The sequence below is a fragment of the Pseudoalteromonas luteoviolacea S2607 genome (genome assembly GCF_001625575.1).
Lineage (GTDB): Bacteria > Pseudomonadota > Gammaproteobacteria > Enterobacterales > Alteromonadaceae > Pseudoalteromonas > Pseudoalteromonas luteoviolacea_E.
Genome location: NZ_AUXV01000056.1, coordinates 128,013 through 152,506, shown reverse-complemented (window position 1 = coordinate 152,506; position 24,494 = coordinate 128,013). Strand labels below are relative to the sequence as shown.

The 24,494-nt window shown below is 41.5% G+C and carries 26 protein-coding genes; 20 read left to right on the top strand and 6 right to left on the bottom strand.

The features are described 5' to 3' along the window. Window positions 1-58 precede the first annotated feature (58 nt). Window positions 59-874, bottom strand: a complete 816-nt coding sequence (locus tag N480_RS17835) for a sulfite exporter TauE/SafE family protein (protein ID WP_063373792.1) — start codon at window positions 872-874, stop codon at window positions 59-61. Window positions 875-1,372: 498 nt separating this feature from the next. Between N480_RS17835 and N480_RS17830 the strand changes: the two genes are divergently transcribed. After that, window positions 1,373-2,347: a DUF1852 domain-containing protein gene (locus N480_RS17830; protein ID WP_063373791.1), complete on the top strand. Its 975-nt coding sequence runs from the start codon at window positions 1,373-1,375 to the stop codon at window positions 2,345-2,347. Between the two features lie 125 nt (window positions 2,348-2,472). Next, on the top strand, window positions 2,473-3,504 hold the full coding sequence (locus tag N480_RS17825; protein ID WP_063373790.1) for a methionine synthase: 1,032 nt from the start codon (window positions 2,473-2,475) through the stop codon (window positions 3,502-3,504). A 111-nt stretch (window positions 3,505-3,615) separates the two neighbouring features. Here N480_RS17825 and N480_RS17820 read toward each other — a convergent pair whose 3' ends face one another. Beyond that, window positions 3,616-5,625 carry an alpha-amylase gene (locus N480_RS17820; RefSeq protein ID WP_063373789.1) on the bottom strand — a complete coding sequence of 670 codons (2,010 nt, stop codon included), beginning with the start codon at window positions 5,623-5,625 and terminating at the stop codon, window positions 3,616-3,618. Window positions 5,626-5,856: 231 nt separating this feature from the next. On the opposite strand from N480_RS17820, the gene N480_RS17815 reads away from it, so the two are divergent. The 5 genes from N480_RS17815 (at window position 5,857) to N480_RS17795 (ending at window position 8,580) form a co-directional block, all read left to right on the top strand. Then, the gene (locus N480_RS17815) at window positions 5,857-6,537 is read left to right on the top strand and encodes an alkylmercury lyase family protein (protein ID WP_231102283.1); all 681 of its coding nucleotides are present in this window, start codon (window positions 5,857-5,859) and stop codon (window positions 6,535-6,537) included. 94 nt (window positions 6,538-6,631) lie between these two features. Further along, the gene (locus N480_RS17810; protein ID WP_063373788.1) at window positions 6,632-7,117 is read left to right on the top strand and encodes a DUF523 domain-containing protein; all 486 of its coding nucleotides are present in this window, start codon (window positions 6,632-6,634) and stop codon (window positions 7,115-7,117) included. A gap of 194 nt (window positions 7,118-7,311) precedes the next feature. Next, window positions 7,312-7,671, top strand: coding sequence for an Mpo1-like protein (locus tag N480_RS17805; protein WP_063373787.1), 360 nt, complete (start codon window positions 7,312-7,314; stop codon window positions 7,669-7,671). Window positions 7,672-7,854: 183 nt separating this feature from the next. Then, a complete protein-coding gene (locus tag N480_RS17800) occupies window positions 7,855-8,241 on the top strand; it encodes a tautomerase family protein (protein WP_063373786.1) in 387 nt (128 codons plus the stop codon). Between the two features lie 93 nt (window positions 8,242-8,334). Next, on the top strand, window positions 8,335-8,580 hold the full coding sequence (locus N480_RS17795) for a hypothetical protein (protein ID WP_063373785.1): 246 nt from the start codon (window positions 8,335-8,337) through the stop codon (window positions 8,578-8,580). 138 nt (window positions 8,581-8,718) lie between these two features. On the opposite strand, the gene N480_RS17790 is transcribed toward N480_RS17795, so the two are convergent. Continuing rightward, window positions 8,719-9,048, bottom strand: a complete 330-nt coding sequence (locus tag N480_RS17790) for a winged helix-turn-helix transcriptional regulator (RefSeq protein ID WP_063373784.1) — start codon at window positions 9,046-9,048, stop codon at window positions 8,719-8,721. A gap of 88 nt (window positions 9,049-9,136) precedes the next feature. Between N480_RS17790 and N480_RS17785 the strand changes: the two genes are divergently transcribed. After that, window positions 9,137-9,424, top strand: a complete 288-nt coding sequence (locus tag N480_RS17785) for a YciI family protein (RefSeq protein ID WP_063373783.1) — start codon at window positions 9,137-9,139, stop codon at window positions 9,422-9,424. A gap of 70 nt (window positions 9,425-9,494) precedes the next feature. On the opposite strand, the gene N480_RS17780 is transcribed toward N480_RS17785, so the two are convergent. Next, window positions 9,495-11,987, bottom strand: coding sequence for a cation:proton antiporter (locus N480_RS17780; RefSeq protein ID WP_063373782.1), 2,493 nt, complete (start codon window positions 11,985-11,987; stop codon window positions 9,495-9,497). A gap of 137 nt (window positions 11,988-12,124) precedes the next feature. Between N480_RS17780 and N480_RS17775 the strand changes: the two genes are divergently transcribed. Then, the gene (locus N480_RS17775; protein ID WP_063373781.1) at window positions 12,125-12,532 is read left to right on the top strand and encodes a GFA family protein; all 408 of its coding nucleotides are present in this window, start codon (window positions 12,125-12,127) and stop codon (window positions 12,530-12,532) included. A gap of 68 nt (window positions 12,533-12,600) precedes the next feature. On the opposite strand, the gene N480_RS17770 is transcribed toward N480_RS17775, so the two are convergent. Next, window positions 12,601-13,482, bottom strand: a complete 882-nt coding sequence (locus N480_RS17770) for an alpha/beta hydrolase (protein ID WP_063373780.1) — start codon at window positions 13,480-13,482, stop codon at window positions 12,601-12,603. Window positions 13,483-13,665: 183 nt separating this feature from the next. On the opposite strand from N480_RS17770, the gene N480_RS17765 reads away from it, so the two are divergent. The 10 genes from N480_RS17765 (at window position 13,666) to N480_RS17720 (ending at window position 23,185) form a co-directional block, all read left to right on the top strand. Then, on the top strand, window positions 13,666-14,658 hold the full coding sequence (locus tag N480_RS17765) for a D-cysteine desulfhydrase family protein (protein ID WP_063373779.1): 993 nt from the start codon (window positions 13,666-13,668) through the stop codon (window positions 14,656-14,658). A 212-nt stretch (window positions 14,659-14,870) separates the two neighbouring features. Beyond that, on the top strand, window positions 14,871-15,374 hold the full coding sequence (gene def / locus N480_RS17760; protein ID WP_063373778.1) for a peptide deformylase: 504 nt from the start codon (window positions 14,871-14,873) through the stop codon (window positions 15,372-15,374). Window positions 15,375-15,569: 195 nt separating this feature from the next. Then, window positions 15,570-15,983, top strand: coding sequence for a DUF3574 domain-containing protein (locus N480_RS17755; protein WP_063373777.1), 414 nt, complete (start codon window positions 15,570-15,572; stop codon window positions 15,981-15,983). A gap of 6 nt (window positions 15,984-15,989) precedes the next feature. Then, window positions 15,990-16,382, top strand: a complete 393-nt coding sequence (locus N480_RS17750; protein ID WP_063373776.1) for an MmcQ/YjbR family DNA-binding protein — start codon at window positions 15,990-15,992, stop codon at window positions 16,380-16,382. A gap of 36 nt (window positions 16,383-16,418) precedes the next feature. Then, on the top strand, window positions 16,419-16,853 hold the full coding sequence (locus N480_RS17745; RefSeq protein WP_063373775.1) for a GNAT family N-acetyltransferase: 435 nt from the start codon (window positions 16,419-16,421) through the stop codon (window positions 16,851-16,853). A 90-nt stretch (window positions 16,854-16,943) separates the two neighbouring features. Next, complete coding sequence (locus tag N480_RS17740; protein ID WP_063373774.1) at window positions 16,944-17,570, top strand: LysE family translocator; 627 nt, start codon at window positions 16,944-16,946, stop codon at window positions 17,568-17,570. Between the two features lie 204 nt (window positions 17,571-17,774). Then, entirely contained in the window at window positions 17,775-19,646 is a 1,872-nt protein-coding gene (locus N480_RS17735; RefSeq protein WP_063373773.1) for a DUF885 domain-containing protein, read from the top strand. 76 nt (window positions 19,647-19,722) lie between these two features. Continuing rightward, complete coding sequence (gene amt, locus N480_RS17730; RefSeq protein ID WP_331245801.1) at window positions 19,723-21,645, top strand: ammonium transporter; 1,923 nt, start codon at window positions 19,723-19,725, stop codon at window positions 21,643-21,645. 26 nt (window positions 21,646-21,671) lie between these two features. Continuing rightward, complete coding sequence (locus N480_RS17725; protein WP_063373772.1) at window positions 21,672-22,649, top strand: MBL fold metallo-hydrolase; 978 nt, start codon at window positions 21,672-21,674, stop codon at window positions 22,647-22,649. A 14-nt stretch (window positions 22,650-22,663) separates the two neighbouring features. Next, window positions 22,664-23,185 carry an O-acetyl-ADP-ribose deacetylase gene (locus N480_RS17720; protein ID WP_063374233.1) on the top strand — a complete coding sequence of 174 codons (522 nt, stop codon included), beginning with the start codon at window positions 22,664-22,666 and terminating at the stop codon, window positions 23,183-23,185. A gap of 82 nt (window positions 23,186-23,267) precedes the next feature. On the opposite strand, the gene N480_RS17715 is transcribed toward N480_RS17720, so the two are convergent. Then, entirely contained in the window at window positions 23,268-23,861 is a 594-nt protein-coding gene (locus tag N480_RS17715; RefSeq protein WP_063373771.1) for a LysE family translocator, read from the bottom strand. A gap of 106 nt (window positions 23,862-23,967) precedes the next feature. On the opposite strand from N480_RS17715, the gene N480_RS17710 reads away from it, so the two are divergent. Next, the gene (locus tag N480_RS17710; RefSeq protein WP_196761517.1) at window positions 23,968-24,411 is read left to right on the top strand and encodes an Lrp/AsnC family transcriptional regulator; all 444 of its coding nucleotides are present in this window, start codon (window positions 23,968-23,970) and stop codon (window positions 24,409-24,411) included. Window positions 24,412-24,494: the final 83 nt, after the last annotated feature.

Genomic DNA, 24,494 nt, shown 5'->3' with positions numbered 1-24,494 from the left:
TAAACGCGCCTGAGCAGGGCGAGGGCCAGTTTAAATCTGCTGGCCCGCGTTCTTTTAATTACTGGTTTAGAATCATATTTGCAGCCATAACGACCAGTAGTACTGAAAAGATTTTCTTTACCGTTGAAACTGGTAGGTAGTTTGTCGCTTTGGCTCCTAAAGGCGCGGTAAACCAAGAAGTGCAAACAATGCCTAATAATGCAGGCAAGTAAACAAATCCAGCAAAACCGTCTTTCAAATCAAAATGTGCACTACCAGAGCTTATGTAACCGATTGAACCAAAGAGTGCGATCACTATCCCACATGCGGATGCACATCCGATAGCCTTTTTCATGTTAACAGAAAAGAAAGTCAGCAGAGGCACTAACAAAGCGCCGCCGCCTATGCCAATCATTGCAGACAGTCCGCCAGTAATTGTGGTTAATACTGTAAGCAGGCCTTTATTTGGCATTTTGCGCTCTTCATCAGTTTCGCTTTTTGCGCTGCTATAAAACATTTTCACAGATATGAGCGCAACGCTTATCGCGAATACCCATCTGACTATTTGCTCTGGCAACATGGCGGCTAGGAACCCACTTATTAGAGCACCGAGTGCGACACCCGTCATTATCCATGGTGCTAGTTCCCAAGGGACGTTGCCATTCTTATGGTGCGCAATGGCCGAAGAAGTCGAAGTAAACAGGATAGATGCCAATGATGTTGCAATCGCAGCTACAACTACTTGGTCAGCTGGTAACACCTCAAATTGAAGTAAAATAATACTTAATATAGGGACAATGACTAATCCGCCACCAATACCGAGTAGCCCAGCCAAAAAGCCTACACCGCTGCCTAGCAGTGCGCAATAAACAATCAACAACAGCAATTCACTCATTCCATTCAACATTTTTTAATATTTGGGGCTGCAATACTACATGAATGAAATTACGTTCGCACCATGCTGTTTTAAACCATATTTGACTAAGTAACGTCCAGATTTAAACATACTTAACAATGGTTAGTGTATATAAAACATAGGGTTAGTATTTTGAATTGGTCTGGTGACGGCTGACATTTTGCAAGTAAGGCTATTTATGAATTTACCTCACGTTGTACATTAATTTACGTCAAGATGGCTAGATGTCTTCTGGAGGCCGCGGATTTATTGATTATGAATTTTACTCATGGTTAATTTGAATTTATAACATTTTGAAATAAACGCGTATCCACGTATAACTAACTCAACGAAAAGCTCTAGACGTCTAGAATTCTAAAAAGCTTGAAGGTATGTAAACCAAACATCCGATTTTAGAATTATAAGATAAGGCTATTTTGCCGAGTCTAGGGGGAGAAATTATTTAAGGTTTTACCTAAAATTTGGATACAGATCATCATGAATAAAGAATTTACGTTTTCAATTAAGAGCCTTCGTCTTGACGAGAATTATCATCCGTCAAATAGCACGCGTATTACAACTAACTTTGCTAACTTAGCAAGAGGCGAGAGCCGCCAGGCAAACTTACGTAATGCTTTACAAATGATCGATAATAGCTTTAACGCTTTGGCTCATTGGGATAATCCCGCTGGTGATCGATATTCAGTTGAGCTTGAGATTGTTTCTGTGGATATGGATATAGAAGGCAGTGGTGAGACTTTTCCTTCTATTGAAGTGTTAAAAACCTATGTTTTGGACAGCAAAACGGGCGAGCGCATTGAAGGTATTGTCGGGAATAACTTCTCATCTTATGTACGTGATTATGACTTTAGCGTGTTACTGCTTGACCATAACAAAGATCAGCCGCAGTTCAGTATTCCAGATAACTTCGGTGAGCTGCACGGTAAGTTATTTAAGTACTTTGTTAATTCAGAGACTTACAAAAACAACTTTAAAAAGCCACCGGTGATTTGTCTCAGTGTGTCAGATAATAAAACGTATCATAAAACTGAAAATCAGCACCCAGTGTTAGGGTTTGAATACCTACCCAATGAGTCTTCGTTAACCGAGCAGTATTTTAAGAAAATGGGCTTACAGGTGCGTTACTTCATGCCGCCAAACAGTGTGGCACCATTTGCTTTTTACTTCTTTGGTGACTTACTTAACGACTACAGTAACCTTGAATTGATCAGCACCATAAGCACGATGGGTACTTTCCAAAGAATTTATCGCCCAGAAATATATAATGCGAACGCTGTTGCAGGTGCTTGCTACAAGCCAAACCTAAAAAATTTAGATCACTCGATTACTCAAATCGTGTATGACAGAGAAGAGCGTAGTCGATTAGCGAAGGAGCAAGGTAAGTTTGCAGAAGAGAACTTCATCAAACCTTATCAGACCATTCTTGATCAATGGTCAGCAAGTTACGCTTAACGAAATGAATAATCGATAGTTTGTTAGCTTGCATCGGCAGCTCTAGCTAGTTATCAAATAGAGCTCGCCTCATAAGACACGCTAACGAAGGCTTAAAACAAATTAAAAATACAGCGGCATTTATTATGAAAACTTTATTACCTACATCGACAGCGGGTAGTTTACCCAAACCTTCTTGGCTCGCTGAGCCTGAAGTACTTTGGTCTCCGTGGAAACTTGAGGGAGAAGCGCTGGTTAATGGTAAACATGATGCGCTTCGCGTTTCGTTGCAAGAGCAGGAATTTTCTGGTGTTGATATTGTCAGTGACGGAGAGCAAACTCGTCAGCATTTTGTAACAACTTTTATCGAACATTTAGACGGCGTAGATTTTGAAAAGCGTGAGACAGTTCGCATTCGTAATCGTTATGATGCCAGTGTGCCAACCGTTGTTGGCCCGGTTAGTCGTCAAAAATCAGTGTTCGTTGAAGATGCTAAATTTCTTCGTTCGCAAACAGATAAGCCAATCAAATGGGCACTGCCAGGCCCTATGACGATGATAGACACGTTGTACGATGCCCATTATCAAAGTCGAGAAAAGCTGGCTTGGGAATTTGCAAAGATACTCAATCAAGAAGCTAAAGAACTCGAAGCGGCAGGCGTTGATATTATTCAGTTTGATGAGCCGGCATTCAATGTGTTTTTTGAGGAAGTCAATGCGTGGGGTATTGCGTGTTTAGAAAGAGCAATTGAGGGCTTAAAGTGCGAAACCGCAGTGCATATTTGTTACGGCTATGGAATTAAAGCAAATACGGATTGGAAAAAAACGCTAGGTTCTGAGTGGCGACAGTACGAAGAAGTATTTCCAAGGCTCAAGCAATCGAACATCGATATTATTTCATTAGAGTGCCACAATTCACGTGTGCCGATTGAATTACTCGAATTGGTGCGAGGGAAAAAAATCATGGTTGGTGCAATTGATGTTGCAACAAATACCATCGAGACACCTGAAGAAGTGGCAGACACACTTCGCAAGGCCTTAAAGTATGTTGACGCTGATAAGTTGTACCCGTGCACAAACTGTGGCTTAGCCCCGTTATCACGCTCAGTTGCAAGAGACAAATTAAGTGCACTAAGCGCTGGTGCCGAGATTGTGCGTAAAGAGCTTTTAACTCAGTAACCTTGCCTATTTCTAATGATAAAAAAGCAACCATAGCATTGCCGTGGTTGCTTTGGTCTGATAACCAATGGGAGATTAATTGGCTGTCAGTCTATTTTTAATTTAAATGGCTTATAAAGCTAAAGCTTGTATAAAGTGGGTGGGCTTTCCAAATTCAAACATATTGAGCATGCCACATTTTGCAAAGTGATTATTACTCGCATAAGGTCGATTTTGCTGTGTAATGTTATCTTCCCAGCCTTGGCCGTTTTTCACATAGGCTTTGAGCTCAAACCAACCTTGGTATGTTTTACTGCAATCCATTTCGACCTCTAGCTTCCAGTAATGGGGACCCCATTGGTTTAGACTTGACTCTCCAAAACCGTGTAAGTCATAGGTCTTTTTATCCCCCCACTGCAGAGGCCACTGGTTGGTTGTCCAATCTAACGCAGTACCTTGTGCTTGCGCTGACTGACCACTTTCTGAAGCTTGCCAATCTAAATACCGATCACCTGTTTTCCATGGCGCAGTTGTGTCATTTCGTAGATTAAGGTGTTTGATTGGTATTTGACATAAGCTAGGGTTGACCTGACAATTTACGCCACGTTGTGATGCTGCATTGTGATCCAGACCTCCACGCACAAACATATCTTGACCACTTTGAGTTTCGGCCTTAATGAATACAACCGTGCGTTGCCAGTCACCAGTTGGTGGTAGCCCATCAGTAATACTTTGGTGATGAATGGCAATCGCGTCCATTGCACCTAAAGAAACCTGTGCGTTTCCATCTTGGTCAACGACTACAGTTCTTCCTGCGCATTGATTTGCATTTTTTCCACCGCTTAATTCATCGCAGTATGTGCCTGGCTTTAATCCTGTTTGAAGCTTGACGGACATATTCGCAGCTTCTCGGTTAATGGCAACAAAACCTTGGTCGCCTCTAGAGAAAGCAATCTGGTTATTACCATTGTCCCACCAATTTGAAACAGTCCAATTATCGTTTGTGTGATTTCTAAATCGCATTGCCCCTGCGATGAGCGGTTTTCTGTGCTCACACTGCCATTGCTGAGCATTACAGTTTAAAGAGCTGCCCTGATGAACAGGCACTGTTGGGCCACCCGCATCGGTGTTGCCATTGAACTCATAACTAGACATCACCTTTGGGTAACCATATGGATATGCCAGCATAAAGACGTTCGCTAGGTCATACAGTTTTCCATCGTGGAAGGTAACGATAGAGCCTGCACCACCATGGCCTCGCTGATTGTCATGGTTATCTGTAAATACGACGGCTTTGTAACTTGGCATAAAACCCCATTGCTCACCAAAATTCTTAAGCCATGCAAGTTTGCCAGTTTTAAATGTTTCGCTCAGTTTTAAGCTGTACTTGAACTCTGTTACTAACCCATTTTGGAAGTAATCGGACGCTTTAATCGCTTCACTTCCTTGGTCGATAACCTCTTGGAATACAACGGACTCTTTATTTAGTTTTGCTAAAATATCGCCAATATCTGAAGCTGGCATATGTTTGCTTGCGTCCAACCTGAATCCAGCTACACCCACCGAAAGCAAATCGTTTAAAAAGTTTGCTAGTTGTGTTTGTACGTAGGGGGTGTCGGTGTCTAAGTCATGTAAACCAACCAGCTCACAGTTTTGAACTCGCCAAGCATTGTTTCCATAGTCTTCTGGATTGATGGCACAGGTTTGGTGAAAGTCATTGGGGCTGTAAGTTGGGTATTGCTTATTACCAAAAGTGTTGCCAGCAGTGCCTGTACCACTGCCGTGTGCCATGTGGTTTATGACTGCATCAACATAGATATCTACACCTGCAGCTTTACATCTAGAAACCATATCGACAAAAGCGTTGCGATCACCGCCTCGGCTTTTAAGTTGGTAACTCACTGGTTGGTATCTAGTCCACCATTGACTGCCTGTAATGTGTTCATTTGGTGGTGATACTTGGACCGCAGCATAACCTTGAGGACCTAAAAATGTTTCACACTCTTTGGCGACATCTGGCCATGACCATTCAAAAAGGTGAACAAATGTGGTGGGCGCACCGGTACTATTTGGAGCCGCATACGCACAGGTTGAGGCAAGTACAGCAAAACTTGCAGCGATTGGGAATTTTATTTTATTCATTATTGTGCCTCTCATTTACATGAGATTTACAATATATAGTTCTTTTCAGAACAATCTATTGAATACGTATGCAATAAATGATTGGTATATGTATCATATATTCCATAGTAGAAATAAATATGTACTCCAATCAAGGCTTTCAATAATAATTTTCTTCATGTTTGAAGCTGTAGGCAGAGTGTGTATGTTTAAATATCATGAGGTTTATGATTGTTTAAAAAGGAAAGCACAGTGTTAAACAATTCAACGTTACATTTTTCTATTATGAAAAGCTTTGTCGATACAGGCACTGCTCCAAAAGTTGAGCAGCTTGCGAAAGATTTTAGTTGTTCAAAGGAGGAAATCATTGCAGCACTCAAAGCACTGCAAGACATACACGGGGTAGTGCTGCACCCTCATTCTTCAGAGGTTTGGGTAATGCACCCGTTTTCAACGGCGCCGACCAATTTTTACATCGAGTCAGGTGAACGTTCATGGTGGGGAAACTGCGCTTGGTGCTCGTTAGGAGCCGCATTTTTACTCGACAGAGATCTGACTATTACCACGACGTTAGGTGCTCAATCGCAGCAGGTGGTTATTGAAGTAAAAGGTGGACAACTCTCATCAACAAACCTGTATGTACATTTTCCTATTGCTATGCAAGCTGCGTGGGACAACGTGATTTACACTTGCAGCACAATGCTATTGTTTGATTCGCAAGCGCAAATCGATAAGTGGTGTCAACGCCATCAAATCAATAAAGGTGATGTGCAACCAATCGACAATGTTTGGGAGTTTGCCAAGGTTTGGTATGGTAATCATTTAAACCCTGAATGGGAAAAATGGTCGATAGCAGAAGCCAAAGCAATTTTTGAAAGGTTTAATCTAACCCATGATATTTGGTCACTACCTTGTGAAAATAAGCAGTTTTAAACAGCGGTTAGCTTATTTTGTCGCACTTAAAACACTTTTGTTTTAAACGATATAGACTACGCATGATATTTAGTTTTTGTCGTGGGAGTAATTTATGCAAAAAGTATTCGTAAGTGCTTGCTTGGTAGGTAATAAAGTGCGGTATAACGGCAGCAGCTTATGCTTGGATAAAACCGACAAACAGTGGCTAGATTTAAATGTGGAACTCGCGATTTTTTGCCCCGAAGTATCCGCAGGGTTACCAATCCCGAGAGCGCCCGCTGAGATTATAGGTGGCTATGGCAGTGATGTTATTGAGGGGGGAGCACGTGTATTAGGCGATGACGGTGTTGATGTTACCACTGAGTTTTTAGAAGGCGCTAGGCAAGCATTAAGACTTTGCCAGGCACAGAACATTCGTTATGCAATATTGGCAGAGGGTAGCCCATCTTGCGGCAGCCAAAAAATTTACGATGGTACTTTTTCAGGCAACAAAGTTTCTGGATCTGGTGTGACAGCTCAATTACTCTCTGCTCATGGGGTAAAGGTATACAGCCAACATACTGCGGGACAATTAATAAGCAAATTAAAGGAGTGCTAAGTTTGGTGATTAAGTTATTGCCTTAAACTTACAGCTATGTCGCTTAACACAAATACAAACATAGCCACACGATAGGCTATAGCATGGACTTAATCGCTTTCATTTAGTGTAAGGTAAGCTCGGCAAGACTAAAGCGGGCTATTGCAATGGTTTATAATTGCAGTTAAAAACTAAGTAAAAATCATGGAGGAAATATGTCAATTAAAGAAATTTTAGAATGGCAATGGGATGGCTACGCCAAATATCATAGGTCACGTGCCAATTTACTGCTTCATATTATCGCAGTACCATTCTTTATCGTGGGTGTTATCTTGTTAGTGCTCAGCATATTTAATCTTAGTTTCCCTCTGATTGCTATTTCAGTGTCTCTCATGGTGGGCTCTATCGTGGTTCAAGGAATAGGACATAGCAAAGAATCATTACCGCCAGAGCCTTTTACTGGGCCAACTAATGCCATTTTACGAATTATTTTGGAACAACTGTATACGTTCCCTAAATTTGTAATTTGTGGCAATTGGCTAAAGGCATATAAAAGCACCTTATATTCAGAGTAGTGAATTGATATGTTTTTCATCTCATTTCCTGAGTTTGATGTTTTTGAAAAAGGGATTACTGCAGTGGCCTAGTTTTCCGCTACGTTGAACAATTCAACAAAGGTAATGGTATGAGCCGTTTGTAATATGATTATTAAACTTTACTCGCTAAGCTTAAAGGCTCTTGAAACCCTAGGAAGAACCATGATTGTCGTATACGGAATTGCAGAAAACCTCAACCCCATCAAAGCAGAGCTTTCGGATGTTATTCAGTCTACAATGACACACGTGTTAGGCTTGCCAGAAGATAAGCGAGCTCATCGTTTTATACCGATGGACAGCTCTGATTACTACTACCCAAGTGGTAGGACGGATGCCTATACGGTCATTGAAATCAACATGATGGCTGGTCGAAAAGTGGAGACCAAAAAAGCTTTGATTAAAATGCTTTTCGAAAATATTGAAGCTAAATTAGGCATCAAACCTGTAGACATAGAAATTACTATAAAGGAGCAACCAGCTCATTGTTGGGGCTTTCGAGGTATAACCGGTGATGAAGTTAAAGATCTAAAATACAGCGTAAATGTATAAAACATTTTTCCCACTATCGGTTAAGTATGAGCGTTGAGATTGCAATTTTACTAACCTATTTAATGTTTCAATGAGAAATGAATAAGGTAAGACATGAAAGCGAATGAAGCCCGCCCGTTATTTAGAGTACTCGCACTGTGTATGGCATTACCATGTTGGGCAGTCCTAATTTTGTTATTAATGTCAGTTAATGAAACAGGGGTGCTAGATTGGCAATTTGCTTCAGGTATGTTGGTTGGGGCTGTTTCTTTTTCTTATATTGTCGTTGCTGGGTACATGCCTAAATTTCTTTTGGGCCTTTTTAGCTATGGAGGGGTTCGCGACAAAAACTTAAAGTAGCCCTATTGAACCAGACCACCAGTAGCGCATACAAAAGGGCTTATTCGTTAAAACCATTTTGGCTATTGGTTGGCTGGATTCAAGACGCATTCTCTGAACCGTATTTTATTTCCTTCACAAAGCAAAGTTTAAAAAAGGCTATGTCTTAAGCTCATTTTCCCATTGGGTCGCCCAATTTCGCAACGGATCTAGGGTTGTCATTAAAGACACACCTAATTCTGTAAGTTGGTAGCCTTGTGTAGAACTTATTATCAATTGAGCTTCTGATAACTGTTTAAGTCTAGAATTTAAAACAGATGGAGACATCCCATCGCATCTCGCTTGTAATGCTCTAAAGCTCAATGAATTGGAACGGAGCTCCCATAGAATTCTCATATTCCATTTTCGGCCCAACAAGTCAAATACCGCCATGATTGCGACACCTGAGCTGGAACCTCTCACTGATTTATTTGGTAGTGGTGTGGTCATAATTCTTGCGCTTCTAAATTAGTAGCGGTACGATGCGCTACGAAATAAGAAGCACTCTATACTAATAATTTAAAAAAGCGAGGGAATTATGTTCCTAGTAGATATGAGTTTTATCAATATGGATTTAGTCACACCAGAATTAACAGGTCAGCACAGGCGATACCTTGAGCGAGAATATCAAACAAATAAGCTGATGTTTGGCGGCAGAAAAGTACCAAGGACGGGCGGGGTGCTGATTTCTATGCACGAAACTAAAGAAGAACTGATAAAAGTACTAAATGCAGATCCATTTATACAAAGTGGTGCGGTAAGCTTCACAATTACCGAGTTTACTCCCGTTATGGCATCAAAAGACTACGCGCATCTGGTTGCGTAGTTTTTCATGTGTCATGGCGATTGGGTTTATTTAGGCTCAAAAGAGCCTAGATAAAAATGCTTCAAGCTGTTCATAAAGAATAATCTTGCATTAGCTTGCAGATTACTTGGGTTAATTGGTTATCTCGTTGCATTAGCTGTTTTAACTTATCGCAAGAGACCCACATTACATCGCATGGTGTTTCACTCACACATTGCGTTTTACTGGTGGCCGTAAACAGTGTTAGAAGGGCAATGGACTCTCCAGGCCCTTTGCTTGTGCATATATGTCTTTGTTCTGAGTCGTTAATGACAGTCCAATGTTCTTTTATGCTCCCTCTACTGACGATACCAATTTTGTTTAGTGGCTGATTGGCGTCACAGATTGTTTGGCCTGCCTCATAAACATTGTGTTCGATCAAGGTAGACAGCTGCTGTCGAGTCTGTTGGCAAAGGCGTCTTGCCCATGGAATGTCGTTTACTAAGCGTTGTTCTTGTGTCGTCTTAAATATGGTTTGATTTTGAAGAGCTTGCATTCTGTCTTCAACCGACATAAGTAGCTTTTGTGCCTCAGGTTTGTCTAGCACCGCTTGTTTGAGTTGCTCAGTTATCACCGCGCGTTCACGGTTTAGGAGCAGTCGAGTTGCGGCTTGCGATTGCAATGCTTGAATTATTTCCGGAAAGCTATCTCGAAGCGCTGCTATTTTTTCAAGTGTGGTCTTTTTATTCGCAAGTACAGAGTTCATAACCTCTTGGGCAGCTTGCTGGTTTGGCGCAAGTGCATGCACATGGCTTTCTAGTGCTTCTTGAGCATGAATAAAACCGCGCGCAATATCATAGCCTAGGGCAAGCTTGTCAAAATAAAGCTTAAGCAATAGTCGGTTTAACCGTTGGTAACTTCTTATTGGAGCGAGCCAATTGGGTAATTGCCAAGTGCCGTAAATAAATGTCCTCGGGCCAATACAGGGCTCTCCATCTAGCGCTTGTTCTACCGCTTCTACAAGCTTTGCAGTTGCCTGTTTACTTAGCATTCCTTGTTCAAACTGAGTCCAGTAGTGTTTTCTTTCCGTTTCGAGCAGTCTTCTTTTATACGCAACATCAAGTTCTTGTTCAGATACCTTGTCGATATTTTTCACTTCATCCACATGCTTTAACTGAGACTTTTGCTTGACGGCTTCCCAATCCGCTCCTTTTAAGAATTCATTTGTCATCATTTGAGGCAGCATAGTGTGAAGTTCTGCACTAATTTTGGTTTGCGCTTTATCTACCGTCGCTTGTTTTGCGGGTGGTAAAGTATTGAGGCCCAAAAATTTCAGTAGCAGTCCCATAGTAGAGCCATTTACAATAATCGTGAGCACCACAATACCAGCACATAAAAAGAGCACACGATCACCTATCTCTTTTGGAATAACATCACTGGCGACGACGGCTAATGCTAGCGCTAATGAGACCGCGCCTCTTAGGCCGCCCCAACAAAGTACAGAAGCTTTAGCGAGGTTTATTCCAATGCCAAGTCTTTTTAGCGCAGGCATAAATACCGCAATTGAAAAGGCACGAATCAGCAAAATACCACCGTATAGAACAAACAGCATTTGCCATGCTTGTGCATCATTCAATGGCACTCTTATAGCGACTAAGATACCAACCAATAAAAATATTAAGGTATTGGCCATATGGGCCATCATTTCCCAAAAGTGGTGCAAAAAGCCTGCAACTTCAGGGCTAATACGGGTACGGCCAATGCTCGCGAAAATAATTGCCAAGGTTACAACTGCTACAACACCTGAAACGTGGAAATTTTCGGCGATAAAAAAGACAGAATAAGCAGCGGCAATGGTCAGAGATATTTCAATCATTGGGTCGTTAAATACCCGCTCTATCCATAAAATACATAGCCAACCAACTACTAATCCGATAATTAAACCAACCAAAACGACTTTGATGAACTCAACAGTGACATGCAAAGGGGAGGTGATCCCTCCAATATCGGTGCCAGAAAACGTCGCAGTCACCCAAGTAAAAAATAATGAGAAGAAAACTATTGCCGTCCCGTCATTTAATAACGACTCACCCTCGATTAACGTTTCTAATCGTTTTCGAGAGCTGACTTCTTTGAGTAAAGCCACCACTGCGACGGGGTCTGTGGCACTTATCAGTGCGCCAAACATCAAGCATACAGCCCAACTCCATTGCCATGAATCCGGCGTTATCGCAAAGATAAGTTCTGCGGTTAGCCAAATTGCCAGCATCAGGCCAGGTACGGCTAGTAAAGCTATTTGAGTAAACATACGTCTAAATAAGTGCACTTCCATTGCAAAGGCGCTTTCGAAAATAAGGGTGGGCAAAAATAAATAGAGAAATAGGTGAGAGTCGATATCGGCTATGAGCACAAGGCTGTCACCAAACGCTTGCGCTTGGGATTGAAATACGTCAGCACGCTGAAGTAAGCCTATGACAATACCTAGTAATAATAGCGCCACAGTGTATGGGACTTGTGTCCCTTTTAATACGTGGCGAACAAATGCCCCTGTAAAAAGTGCGAAAATCACAAAAAGCAGGACTAACAAACCAGTGCTAAAGTCCATAGCTGGTTTCTCTTGTAAGGTATGTTTTAGATAAGTTTAGAAAAGTTATGAGCAGTTCGCTAAATTGTCTTCTTTTTACGTCTACAAGTGTAATAAACTATCGTCAAATTAGACAAAGCAATGCTTAGGGGGGCGTTATGAATGCTATTAAAGGGAGCTGTAATTGCAAAGCTGTACGTTTCGAGTTTAAGGTTAATTCCAACGCTATCTATGTGTGCCATTGCTCGATTTGCCGAAGAGCAACCGGAGCGAATGGTGTTGCCGTAATGATAGCGAGTAAAACAGATTTCAAGTGGAGTTCAGGCATGGGCTATATAAAAACATGGCAAAAACCTGAGCATGACTGGGTGTGTAGCTTTTGCACGGAGTGTGGCTCAAGTTTACCTGGTGAAAACGACGAACAAAGAATGTATATCCCAGCCGGGCTCGTTTCTAATGAGTATTTGCAAGGCATTAGTGTCACGCACCATTTATGGGTTGAATCAAAAGCTTGCTGGGACAAAATCGGTGATGATGGTAAACAGCACCTGAAAAGTATCGTGTGATAAGTCTTTTTGATTATTATTGACGTTTAAGCCACTTAACTGAAAGTGACTTAAACGTAAAACTGGACTTATTCTTCTCTATCGTCGTCCTCTTTAGGACAAACAGCAGGGTAGCATTTAAACACTTCTCTAATACCTCTAAAGATACCCACGTGCAGTACAGAACCGTGGTTTTCATCTGTTGTAATGTCATAACGAATTGTTGTGGCATCTGCATCTTTTAGTTCGTTGGCGGTGCGCTTAATAGCATTGATGTGACGTAAATATAAGTCTTGATGTTCCGGCGGAACGTTGTCTTCATGCGCGGCAACAATATAGACTGAAAACGCGCTTTCATCGAACATATCATCAGCATTTTCAACCCAGTCTGCAACCACGCCGTTATCCCACCATAAAGAGGGATCTACGGCAACAAACCCTTTAAATAATGGCTGCATTTGTTTTGATAGCAAACTTGTAATACTAAACAGCCCGCCCAACGAATGACCAGACAAAATTCTAAAATCATCAGTGCGATAAGTGCTATCTACAAATGGGATCACTTCATCTTTAATAAACGATTTAAGTAAGTGGCTTTGCCCAGTTAACTCGGGAATTGGGCTATCTTTTGGCTCTGTTGGAGTTAGGTCTCTTGCCCTGTGGTGGCGAGTATTAATGGCGACTAAAATTGAGTCAGGTAACATGCCCATTCGATTTAAAAACCACATGCTATGACCTGTTAAATACTGTAAGTTTTCACCATCTGTTGTATAGATTACAGGATAAGTCTTATCGCTGTTTTCGGGCGCATAGTAGCCTTCAGGTAACACAACCCAAACGATTCGCTCTTCATTTAAAGTTGACGAATTTATTGTGTGTTCGGTGGGCAAGTGTTCGTATTTATAGTTAAGATAAGATGCGTGAGAAAGCCAGCTTAAAGCGCATAGTAAGATGAGAGCAAGGTGCTTCATAAAGTTCACTCCTTTAGTTGTGTTAAGGCTAGGACGATACAAGTGCTATTGTTTTTAAAGGAAAGCCACGGATTTGAGTTAAAAGCTGCTGTGTAAGTGTGTAGGAGCAGTAAATCGTTCATCAATTGAAAACTCAATGCATCTGGGTATTATGGGAATAAAATCAGTACAGGGAATTAATATATGACTTTTCACAACAGGTTGATTGATTTACCTAAAGCAGATCTCGGTTTCTTCCCCACGCCTATCATGCCGTTGAAGAATTTGTCGCGCCATCTTGGGGGACCTGAAATTCTTATAAAGAGAGATGACTTAACAGGTTTGGCGCTTGGTGGAAATAAAACGAGAAAGCTTGAGTTTATCTTCGGAGAAGCCATCAAAAAAGGAAGCGACTCGGTAATTACCGCTGGAGCTCAACAGTCAAACCATTGTAGGCAAACAGCAGCAGCGGCTGCTCAACTGGGCCTCGAGTGTCACCTATTGTTAGGGGGGATTCAACCTGCTCAAATTAACGGCAACTTGCTTTTAGATAAACTCTTTGGTGCGCACATACATTGGACAAAAGAACATCGAAAGGGCGAAGATATTCCCTCTGTGCAAGAGGCTTTAGTCGCGCAAGGTAAAAATCCTTATGTAATCCCATATGGTGGTTCGAATGAATTGGGGGCTTGCGGGTTTGTAAATGCAGGTATGGAGCTCAGTGAACAGCTGGATTATCACAGCCTCAGCCACATATTTTTTGCTTCAAGTTCTGGTGGGACCCATGCTGGTCTTATGATTGCCAAGTCGATGCTAAATGCATCATTTAACCTTGTTGGCGTTCAGATAGATAAAGATGAGTTAGACGGCTGCTCTTTTAAAGCTCAAATAAATGAACTGGCTAATCAAACATGTCACTTTTTAGGTCTAGATACCTGTTATGAGGAAGGTGAAGTTGTACTGGATAATAGATACTTGGGCGGTGGATACGGGGTTATTGGTACGGCTGAACAACATGCCATAGAACTCCTCGCGCATACCGAAGGCATTTTACTCGATCCTGTGTATACAGCTAGAGCGATGGCTGCATTAATTGATTCGGTGCAAAGTGGAGAGCTCGATAATACAAAGCAGGTCTTATTTTGGCACACTGGTGGAACACCCAGTTTGTTCTCTTACGCGAGTAAATTTGATTAATTGAACATTGCACGACCATTGATATGTTGTCCAAGAAACTGGTTGCATTTACATAGTCAGTACATAGAATGTTGCTCGCATCAGCTTGATCCACTGATGATATTCGTATTGCGAAGAGCAGCGAGTAATGAGGACCCACATCAATACACTTTATTAATCAAGCTATGTATATACGCATTTAGCTTAAAACTGATAAGAGCAAGCACTAAGTTATGGCTGTATTAGAAATTTTAACTGCACCAGATCCAAGACTAAAAACCAAAGCAAAAAAAGTAGACAATTTTGAGGGGATACAAACCTTGATAGATGATTTACTTGAAACAATGTATGCGACCAGCAATGGTATTGGCCTTGCTGCGACGCAGGTCGGAAGAGAAGAGGCTGTTGTCGTTATTGATATTTCAGAAGAGCGCAACGACCCCCTCATTTTGGTTAATCCAGAAGTCACTGAAGGGAAAAATAAAGAAAAAGGCCAAGAAGGGTGTTTATCTGTACCAGATTATTTTGCAGAAGTTGAGCGTTTTACGTCTGTGAAAGTAACCGCGCAAGATAGAGCGGGTAATACAATTGAAGTAGAAAGCGACGAGTTTTTAGCAATCGTGATGCAACACGAAATAGATCATCTTCACGGTAATTTATTTATTGACTATTTGTCGCCGCTAAAACAAAAAATGGCGATGAAAAAAGTCAAAAAATACCTCAAGCTTCATGCTTAAAGGTATAGAGCATATTTTATAGAGGGCTTGTAACGCGCGCCAGTAATGACAAAAATAAGTAAGAAAACTGGCGCTTTTACTTTCATTAAAAGCTATATGAGGGCTTAAAGGTTTCCCCTATGGGTAACTACATAACCTAGTACTGATTGTGCCTAAGTAGATTTTGTTAACGTTTGATAAAGAAAGGATTTGACTATGTACTACCGCACGCTCTTCGTATTTTTAGCCATCGCGCTATTACCGGGATGTAAAACAACCAGCTTATCACCGACTTCAAAGCCAGCAGCTGTTTCGAGCAATAATCAAGGCATTAAAATGTACTTTGGTTTGTCAAAGCCCAATGGTGGGGTGATATCACAACAACAGTGGCTTAAGTTTGAAACAGGCCCTTTAGCTCAAGCATTTGAAGGGTTTGCACTGGTAGATGCTGCGGGTTACTACAAAGGCAGCAAAGAGGGGGCAAAAATTGTCACATTGTATAATGCGACCACTAAAGATTGGGTAACGGCCAAGGCGTTAGCCCGCCAATATTGCCGGTTGTTTGATCAAGATTCTGTATTGGTAGTTCAGCTAGGTGTAGAGCAAATCGAGTTTGTAGGAAAGGAGTAAAACGCGTTGAATAATAAAACAGTTCACCAATATTTAATGACAAAGCCCTATGCCAGTGTCAGCCAGCCGTTTGGTCCTGAAGTTGACGTTTACAAAGTCAAAGACAAAATGTTCGCAACATTGTCGTTATCTAACATGAAAGCTAAATCTGAAACTGACAGTCATTGGTGGCTAAACTTAAAATGCGATCCTGATGAAGCACAAGCTTTAAGGGATATCTTTGATGCAGTTATTCCCGGCTATCATATGAATAAGCGGCTATGGAACACGGTAATATTGGATGGCTCTATACCTCAAGGAGAAATAGAGCGCATGATTGACAATTCATTTTCATTAGTTGTGCAAAAAATGCGAAAAGCAGAACAACGCGCCATACTACTGCATCTTGAAAAAGACTAAATACTATACACCTGCAACCACTAGGGATATGAAACAATGTTATTGAGCATTAGACAAGCCAAAATGGATGATGTTGATGCGCTTTTAGTGCTTACAGCGCAGCTAGGATATCAAAGTACAAGGTGTGAGTTGGCTAATCGGCTAGAAGTCATTTTATCCTCTGACAAACATAGGGCTCTGGTGTTTCAAAACAATGAAACTCTAGTCGTTGGGTGGATTGTTATTGAGCAGCGAATCACTTTAGAAGGCGGAGATAGGGCTGAAATCACAGGTCTAGTTGTTCACGACTTAGCAAGAGGTCAGGGGGTAGGTAAGCAACTGGTTCAGGCGGCGATATCATGGGCTCATTCCAAAGGACTAAACAAGGTAGTTGTGAGCTCTAATGCGCAACGAGAAGGGTCGCATCACTTCTATAAGCAAATGGGTTTCAAACAAAAAAAGACCTCAATACAGTACATTAAATACATTTAATCTAGCCGCTTTTCCCACAGTAAATTATTTGGAACTTTAAATCTTTTCTTTGTTCAAAGTAGAGTAAATGTAACAAGGAAAATGCATCTCATGTTCCCAATCGAAGTTTTTTTAGCCTATACCTCAGCTTGCATCTTACTCGTGTTGTCTCCTGGTCCGGATAATATTTTGGCTATCGCCAGAGGCGTGAGTCAAGGGAAGCTGGCTGCTTGCGTTTCTGGTACTGCGTCTGGTATTGGGATCTTATTCCATGTTGTGGCAGCAACAGCTGGGCTGACATTACTTATTCAAACATCTGCGACCGCGTTTTATGTAATTAAGTTTATTGGTGCGAGTTACCTTATTTGGTTGGGCATTAAGGTGTTGCGCAACAGAGATCTGATTTCGATTGAAAGCGTTGAGAAAAAGCCACTTCACACTATTTTTATGACAGGATTTTTATCCGCCGCACTTAACCCTAAACCCGGCTTATTTGTATTGGCATTTATTCCTCAATTTGTGAACCCTGAACTGGGTAGTGTGTCTATTCAAATGATTGTTTACGGGTTTTGGTTTGCGTTAATGACAACAGTCGGATTTTCATTGATGGGTATATTCTCGCATCACCTTAAGTATGTGTTACAAGCTAAACCAAGGTTACAAAATGGCTTAAATATTTCTGCCGGAGTGACATTTGTCACAGCGGGGCTCGCGGTAGCATTTATGAAGCAAAAGTAAGAGAGTTAAAGTTTACAAGTAAGCTGAGCTAAATTAGCTCACGAAGGGTAACCAGATCGTTAGTTGCCCTTTTTTTGATTTTAATCTTCAAACATTAAATTATATTTCATTCTTCATGATTCGTTACACTTTAGAGTAGGTAAGGTATTGGAGTATATATATTTTCTCTTTATTGTATCTAAAAAGGAGTCAGGAGAATAATACATGTACAGATCGTTAGTTGCGCTATCTGTTGTCGCGGTCCTCACCGGCTGTCAAACGAATAATTCACAAAACCAAACTAGCTTAAATGCTACACAAACTGTTTCTGCAACCTTGAGTAGCGTTGACATAGAAACTAACAGAATAAATGCATGGTTCGCTGAAAAATATGAACAACAGCTGCAAATGAGCCCAATGCGGATGACAATGTATGGAAGAAAAGACAGGTATAGTGAAATTGACGATGTCACTATTCAAGGCGCACGCCGAAATCTTGCTTGGTTAGCAGGCACCGTGGCGGAGTTGAGAGCACAGTTTGACTACACCAAATTAGATGCCGAAGCGCAAATCTCATACGATTTATGGATTTATCAATATGAACAGCAGAAAAAAGGCCTCGAGTTTATAAATAATAGTTATATCTTCACGCATATGTACGGCATACAGTCATGGGCTACGCAGTTTATGATGAATTTTCATAAGGTCGAAACGCAGCGAGATATGGAAGACTATAACAAACGTCTGACAGCCATCTCTCATGCACTGAATGAATTGCTTGCGCAAACAAAAAATAAAGCCAGTTTAGGGATAAGAACGCCAAAGTTCTCTTATGAGGGCATCATTAAGCAATCTAAAGCAATGATCACAGGCGCTCCATTTTCAGAGAGTGAAAGTGATGCACCGCTGTGGGCAGATGCCAAGAAAAAAATACGTAGCTTGGTTGAAAGGGAAGTGATTTCTCAAGTTGCGGCAGATAACTTGTTAGCGGAAACGAGAAAGGCGCTGATAACAGAGTATAAAAACAGCTATGAACAACTTGTGAGCTGGTTTGAAAAAGATATACACAACCTGCAACAAGAAGATGGATTTGGCGTGAGTGAACAGCCCAATGGTCAGGCTTTTTATAATTACCGACTTGCAAACCAAACATCAACGGACCTAACTGCCGATGAAATTCATCAAGTAGGCATTTCAGAAGTGGCAAGGATAAAAGAAGAGATGTTAAAGCTTGTAGAGCAAGCTGGGTTCGAAGGTGACCTCCAAGCATTTTTTGAGTTCTTTAGAGCTGATGAGCAGTTCTTCTATGAGAATAATGACGAAGGAAGACAAAGGTACATTGATGACTCAATTGCTTACCTAGATAAAATCAATGAAAAGCTTCCAGAGTATTTTGGCATTTTACCGAAATCGGAGCTAGTGGTTAAACGCGTTGAGCCTTTTAGAGAGCGTCCAGGTGCTGCGCAACACTATATGCCAGGTACTAAAGATGGGAGTAGACCGGGTGTTTATTACGCGCATCTAATCGATATGACAAGTATGCCAAAGAACAATATGGAAGCGATTGCATATCACGAAGGTAACCCAGGTCATCACATGCAGCTATCAATAGCTCAAGAGTTGGAAGGCATACCTGAGTTTAGAACTAAGGCTATGTTTACGGCGTATACAGAAGGATGGGGTTTGTATGCTGAGTTACTCGCAAAAGAAATGGGAGCTTATGAAAACAGTTATAGCGACTTTGGACGGTTGGTGAATGAAATGTGGCGAGCAGTCCGTTTGGTGGTAGATACAGGCATTCACGCAAAAGGGTGGAGTGAAGAACAGGCTGTTGCGTACTTCAAAGAAAATACGCCAATTCAAGAAACATCTATTCGTTCAGAGGTCCACCGCTATATGATCAATCCAGGGCAGGCGACTTCTTATAAAATAGGTATGAACAAAATATTGGAAATGAGAGCGCATGCAAAGAAAACGCTAGGAAGTAAATTTGATATCAGAGGCTTTCATGACACAATTTTGGGTGGAGGCGCGATGCCACTTTCTATACTTGAAAAGCGTGTGAACCTTTGGGTTGAAGCACAAAAGCGTATTTAGTAAGCGTGCAAGCCAAAAATCTTAAGGGCCTTAAGTGGAGAAAATTAAGGAGCTTAGCTAAGCTCCTTAATACTCATTGAGATTAACGGGCAAGGGTTTTTTGCAAAATATTGAAATAGACCCACAAACGATTTCTATTACATGGACTCTTCTATGTACGGCACTCGTATTGCTTATGCAGCCGGGGTTTACTTGTTTAGAGAGCGGTCTGGTTCGCAATAAGAATAATATTAATGTGGCACTAAAAAATGTGGCTGACTTTTGCATCAGCGGCGTATGTTTTTGGTTAATAGGTTACGGGCTCATGTATGGCAGCAGTGCAAATGGGTTCTTTGGTACGAGTCAGTTCGCGCTGGATAGTTTTGATAACCCATCCGTTTTAGCTTATTTCTTATTTCAAATGATGTTTTGTGGTACGGCAGCGACGATTTTGTCGGGTGCTGTAGCGGAGCGCATGCGGTTTTCGGGTTACATAATTTGCTCGTTTCTTACCGCAACCTTGTTATTTCCTGTAGTCGGACACTGGATATGGCATGGCAAGCATTTTGACCAATTCCCTCAAGGGTGGTTATTAGAACTGGGCTTTATTGATTATGCAGGCGCAACGGTAGTGCATTCAGTTGGCGGATGGATTGCGCTCATTGCATTGATAATGGTTGGTCCGAGGTTGGGCAGGTTCACCCGAGAAGGTGAACCCAAAGAAATGTATTGTCAAAATTTACCGTTATCAGCCCTTGGTACATTTTTATTATTCATAGGCTGGTTTGGCTTTAACGGTGGCAGTGTGAGTAGCCCGAGCACGGAACTCGCGCGGGTATTTTCAAATACAGCTTTGTCGGCTTGTGCTGGTGGTGTCAGTGCACTCTTGCTGTCATGGAATTTACATTCTATGCAAGGCATACGATATGTATTAAATGGGTTATTAGCTGGATTGGTTGCGATTTCTGCCTGTGCGGATCTAGTCAATTTACCATCGGCGATTGTAATCGGTGCAATATCCGGATGTATAAGCGTCCTGCTCGCAGATCTGTTAGAAAGGTTTAACATTGACGATGTTGTTAGCGCGGTCCCTGTACATTTAGGCGGAGGTATTTGGGGGACTGTGGCGGTCGCACTGTTCGTGCCTTTAGAAAAATTAAAACTTGAATCACATACAGATCAGCTCATAGTGCAATTAACGGGTGTTTTCGCTTGTGCTCTGTGGGTTTGTGCAATTGGCTTTGGTTTCTTGTGGCTGGTTAATCAAGTGCACCCCTTAAGAGTGTCAGCTCAGACTGAAACCATCGGGTTGAACTTTGGCGAACATGGCATGAAAGACGAATTGATCGATCTAATGGAGCAATTTGACAAGATAGCTAAGAATGAAAGCTCATTGCAACATCTGAATGTAGAGCACGGCTCAAGTAACGCGTCTTTATGTATGACATATAACTATTTGCTTGATCATACCAGTAGGCACTTTAAAGCCAGAGAGGACGAACTTCTTAGGTTAGCAAGCTTAGATCCGCTAACCGGTATTGCAAATAGGCGTGTTTATGAACAAGTTTTGTCAGAAACTTTTGAGTTGGCGCAAAGGCAAAAAGCCAGTTTTTGTCTACTTATCATTGATGTAGATAATTTTAAGCAGTACAACGATCATTACGGCCATCAGCTTGGAGATTACTGTCTGCAAAATGTATGTCAGGCGTTATCGAGTAAATTAAAGGTCAAAAATGGGCTGCTGGCTCGAATTGGCGGCGAAGAGTTTGCCATTATTTTGCCAAACACGAACGAGAAAAATGCCAAGGAGATTGCGCAAGAGATATGTGCAGCAGTACGTGCTCTTGAGATACCGCATTGTAAGGGTAAAGACGAGTTTGTCACTGTGAGCATTGGCGGTTCGATCTGGGAGCCACATTATGAGGTGAACCCGCAGTTGCTATTTGATGAAGCTGACATGGCGCTCTTTAGAGCTAAGGCTGCGGGGAGAAACCAAGTGCGATTTAATGGGGAGGACTGAACTACCCTAAACAATAAGGATGAAAAATGAAAGTTAAAGTATTGATCACCTGCCTATTTTTGAGTGGCTGCAGTGCGACAGGCATGTCTAATTTCTCTGTCGTTGAAAGAGAGCTGGCGAGAATACACGATATTACGTCAGCGCCCAATTTAGAGACTGTACCATGGATGCACGGAGCACAGCGCTGCGAAACGAGTAAACAGCCGACTTTGGATGTCTTTAAACACGACAGTCGCTCCACAGTTATTAGACAAAACAAATGCCTAACATTTGAAGCTCCATTCAGTTATGTTTTGGAGGGTAATGATAAAATCTTGGTGATTGATACCGGAGCGCTTCCCGATGGTGTGGATTTTTCATATGCGCAAGCGCTTAGAGCTGTATTGGGTAAGGCGGCATTTGAAACAAAAGAAACAATTGTTATTCACTCGCATAGTCACAGCGACCACCATCAAGGAGATTCGGGGTTTCGCGTGTTACAAAATACGCAAGTCATTTCACCTAATATGACGCAAGTACAAAACTTTGTAGGGGTTTCAAACTGGCCAAACGGGCAGTACCAATTAGATTTGGGCGAACGCTTGATTACGATACTGCCAACACCTGGGCATCAAGAGGAGGCCATTACTGTATTCGACCACAAAAATAAATGGTTGATAACTGGCGACACTTTATATCCTGGTTTGGTATATGTAAAAGACTGGGAAGCGTATAAACAAAGCATTGCCAAACTTACTAAGTTTGCTCAGCAAAATGATGTAAAATACATACTTGGTGGTCACATTGAAATGACTAAAACTCATGGTAAATATTACCCAATTGGCTCGACCTATCAACCTAATGAAGCACCCTTACCACTATCGGTTGTAGACCTTTACGCATTAAATGAAGCCTTGCAAAAAAGTGAAAACGAGCAACAAATCATTCTTAAGTCTTTTGTGATCCAACCAATGAGCTTGTTACAAAAGTCTATTAGCAACTTATTTAAATGGTTAACCAACTAAAAGAACTTAATTGCATGAAAAACATATCTATAATAAAAGGTGACATCACCTCTGCAAGCCAAGATGCGATAGTCAATGCCGCTAATCCCAAAATGCTCGGGGGAGGTGGTGTCGATGGCGCTATTCATCGCGCAGCAGGGCCTAAATTGCTAGAAGCTTGCAAAAAAGTTAAGTCAATTGATGGCGTACGCTGCCCATTTGGAGAAGCAAGAATAACACTCAGTGGAGATTTACGTTCGAAGTATGTGATCCACACTGTTGGCCCAATATATCGTCAAGCACAAAACCCAGAAGCCACGTTAACTTCGGCATATTCAAATGCACTTCAGTTGGCTGTAGATAATGGCTGCCATTCTATCGCGTTTCCAGCAATTTCATGTGGTGCCTATGGCTACCCACTAGAGGAAGCTGCACGTATTGCTATATGTACGGCTCTACCTTTCGCTGCTGATGGCCTGGAGGTCGTATTTTATATGTTTGATGATAAATTAACCCAAATATGGAAAGACGCATTGTCACGCTATGTATTGCCTTAATACAATGAAATATAAATCAAGTTGCTAAGCGGTGATGCTGTAGTGGAATATACATCACCTTTTAGCGTGTTAAATGTGACGCTCAGAGCACGGTAGGCAAAACAGACGCAACGAGTAAGAAAGCCAAAAAATAATTCAAAGCTTGTACTTTACGTTTATCCTCAAGTACTTCAGATAGCTTATCACCTACAAGTAGCCATGAGAGGATACAAGGCAAGTTAATAATGGCAAATATGACAGCCACGATTAACGTTGATTCTAGCTTGTTTGATGGCGCGTAAACGGCTATCGCTGATAAAGCCATTGACCAAGCTTTAGGGTTAACCCATTGAAAAAGAGCCGCTTGTATAAAAGTCATAGGCTGCGTTTGTGTTTGCTCTGTTGTAATGGTTGAGGCGCTACTAGCTATTTTATAAGCGAGATACAATAGGTAAGCTGTACTTATCCACTTTAGACATTCATATAAAATTGGGAAATGCCTAAATACTTCTCCCATCCCTAAGCCTATTGTCAAAATCATCACCATAAACCCAAGGTTTATGCCAAGCAGCAGCGCTATACATCGTCTAGCGCCAAATGAGATACCTGAGCTAAGTAAGATTAGATTGTTTGGACCAGGCGAGATGGAAGACACAAAAGCAAATAGCGCCAAAGCAGATAGTAATTCTATATTCATTGGTATAACCTCTAAGTATTGTATAAAACAACTTTACGCTGTTTGATAAACAATAGGGCCGCGTATTGAATGTTATTATTCGCAATATGAGCAATAAAAAATGGAAATGGATAGGTTTAACGAAATTATCTTGCGAGAGCTGTCGCAGGATGGCCGTATTTCAAATGTTGAGCTTGCAGAAAAAATAGGGCTTTCTCCTTCTGCTTGCTTACGAAGAGTACAAGAGCTCGAATCCAGGGGGGTCATTAAGGGGTATCGGGCAATATTGGATGGTGAGTTATTAGGCGTGCAGTTCATAGCTTATGTGGGGGTGGGTCTCAGAGATCACTCAACACCTGCTCAGCGAGCTTTTGAAGAAGCTATTGAATTAGCAGACGAAGTTAAAGAGTGTCACAATGTTACAGGTACTTTCGAATATTTATTACGAGTAGAGACAACTAACTTACAAGCCTATAAAACTTTTCATGCTGATGTACTTGGAGCCATTCCTCAAGTCAGCAATATCACTACGCATGTAGTCATGGATTCAACTAAAGACGAAAGGGCTTGAACGAACAAGTTAATCAGTTGGTGAGAGCGCTGCTGTTAGTATATATGATATCGGCAACATGGCGGTCGCAGTGATTAAGGTAA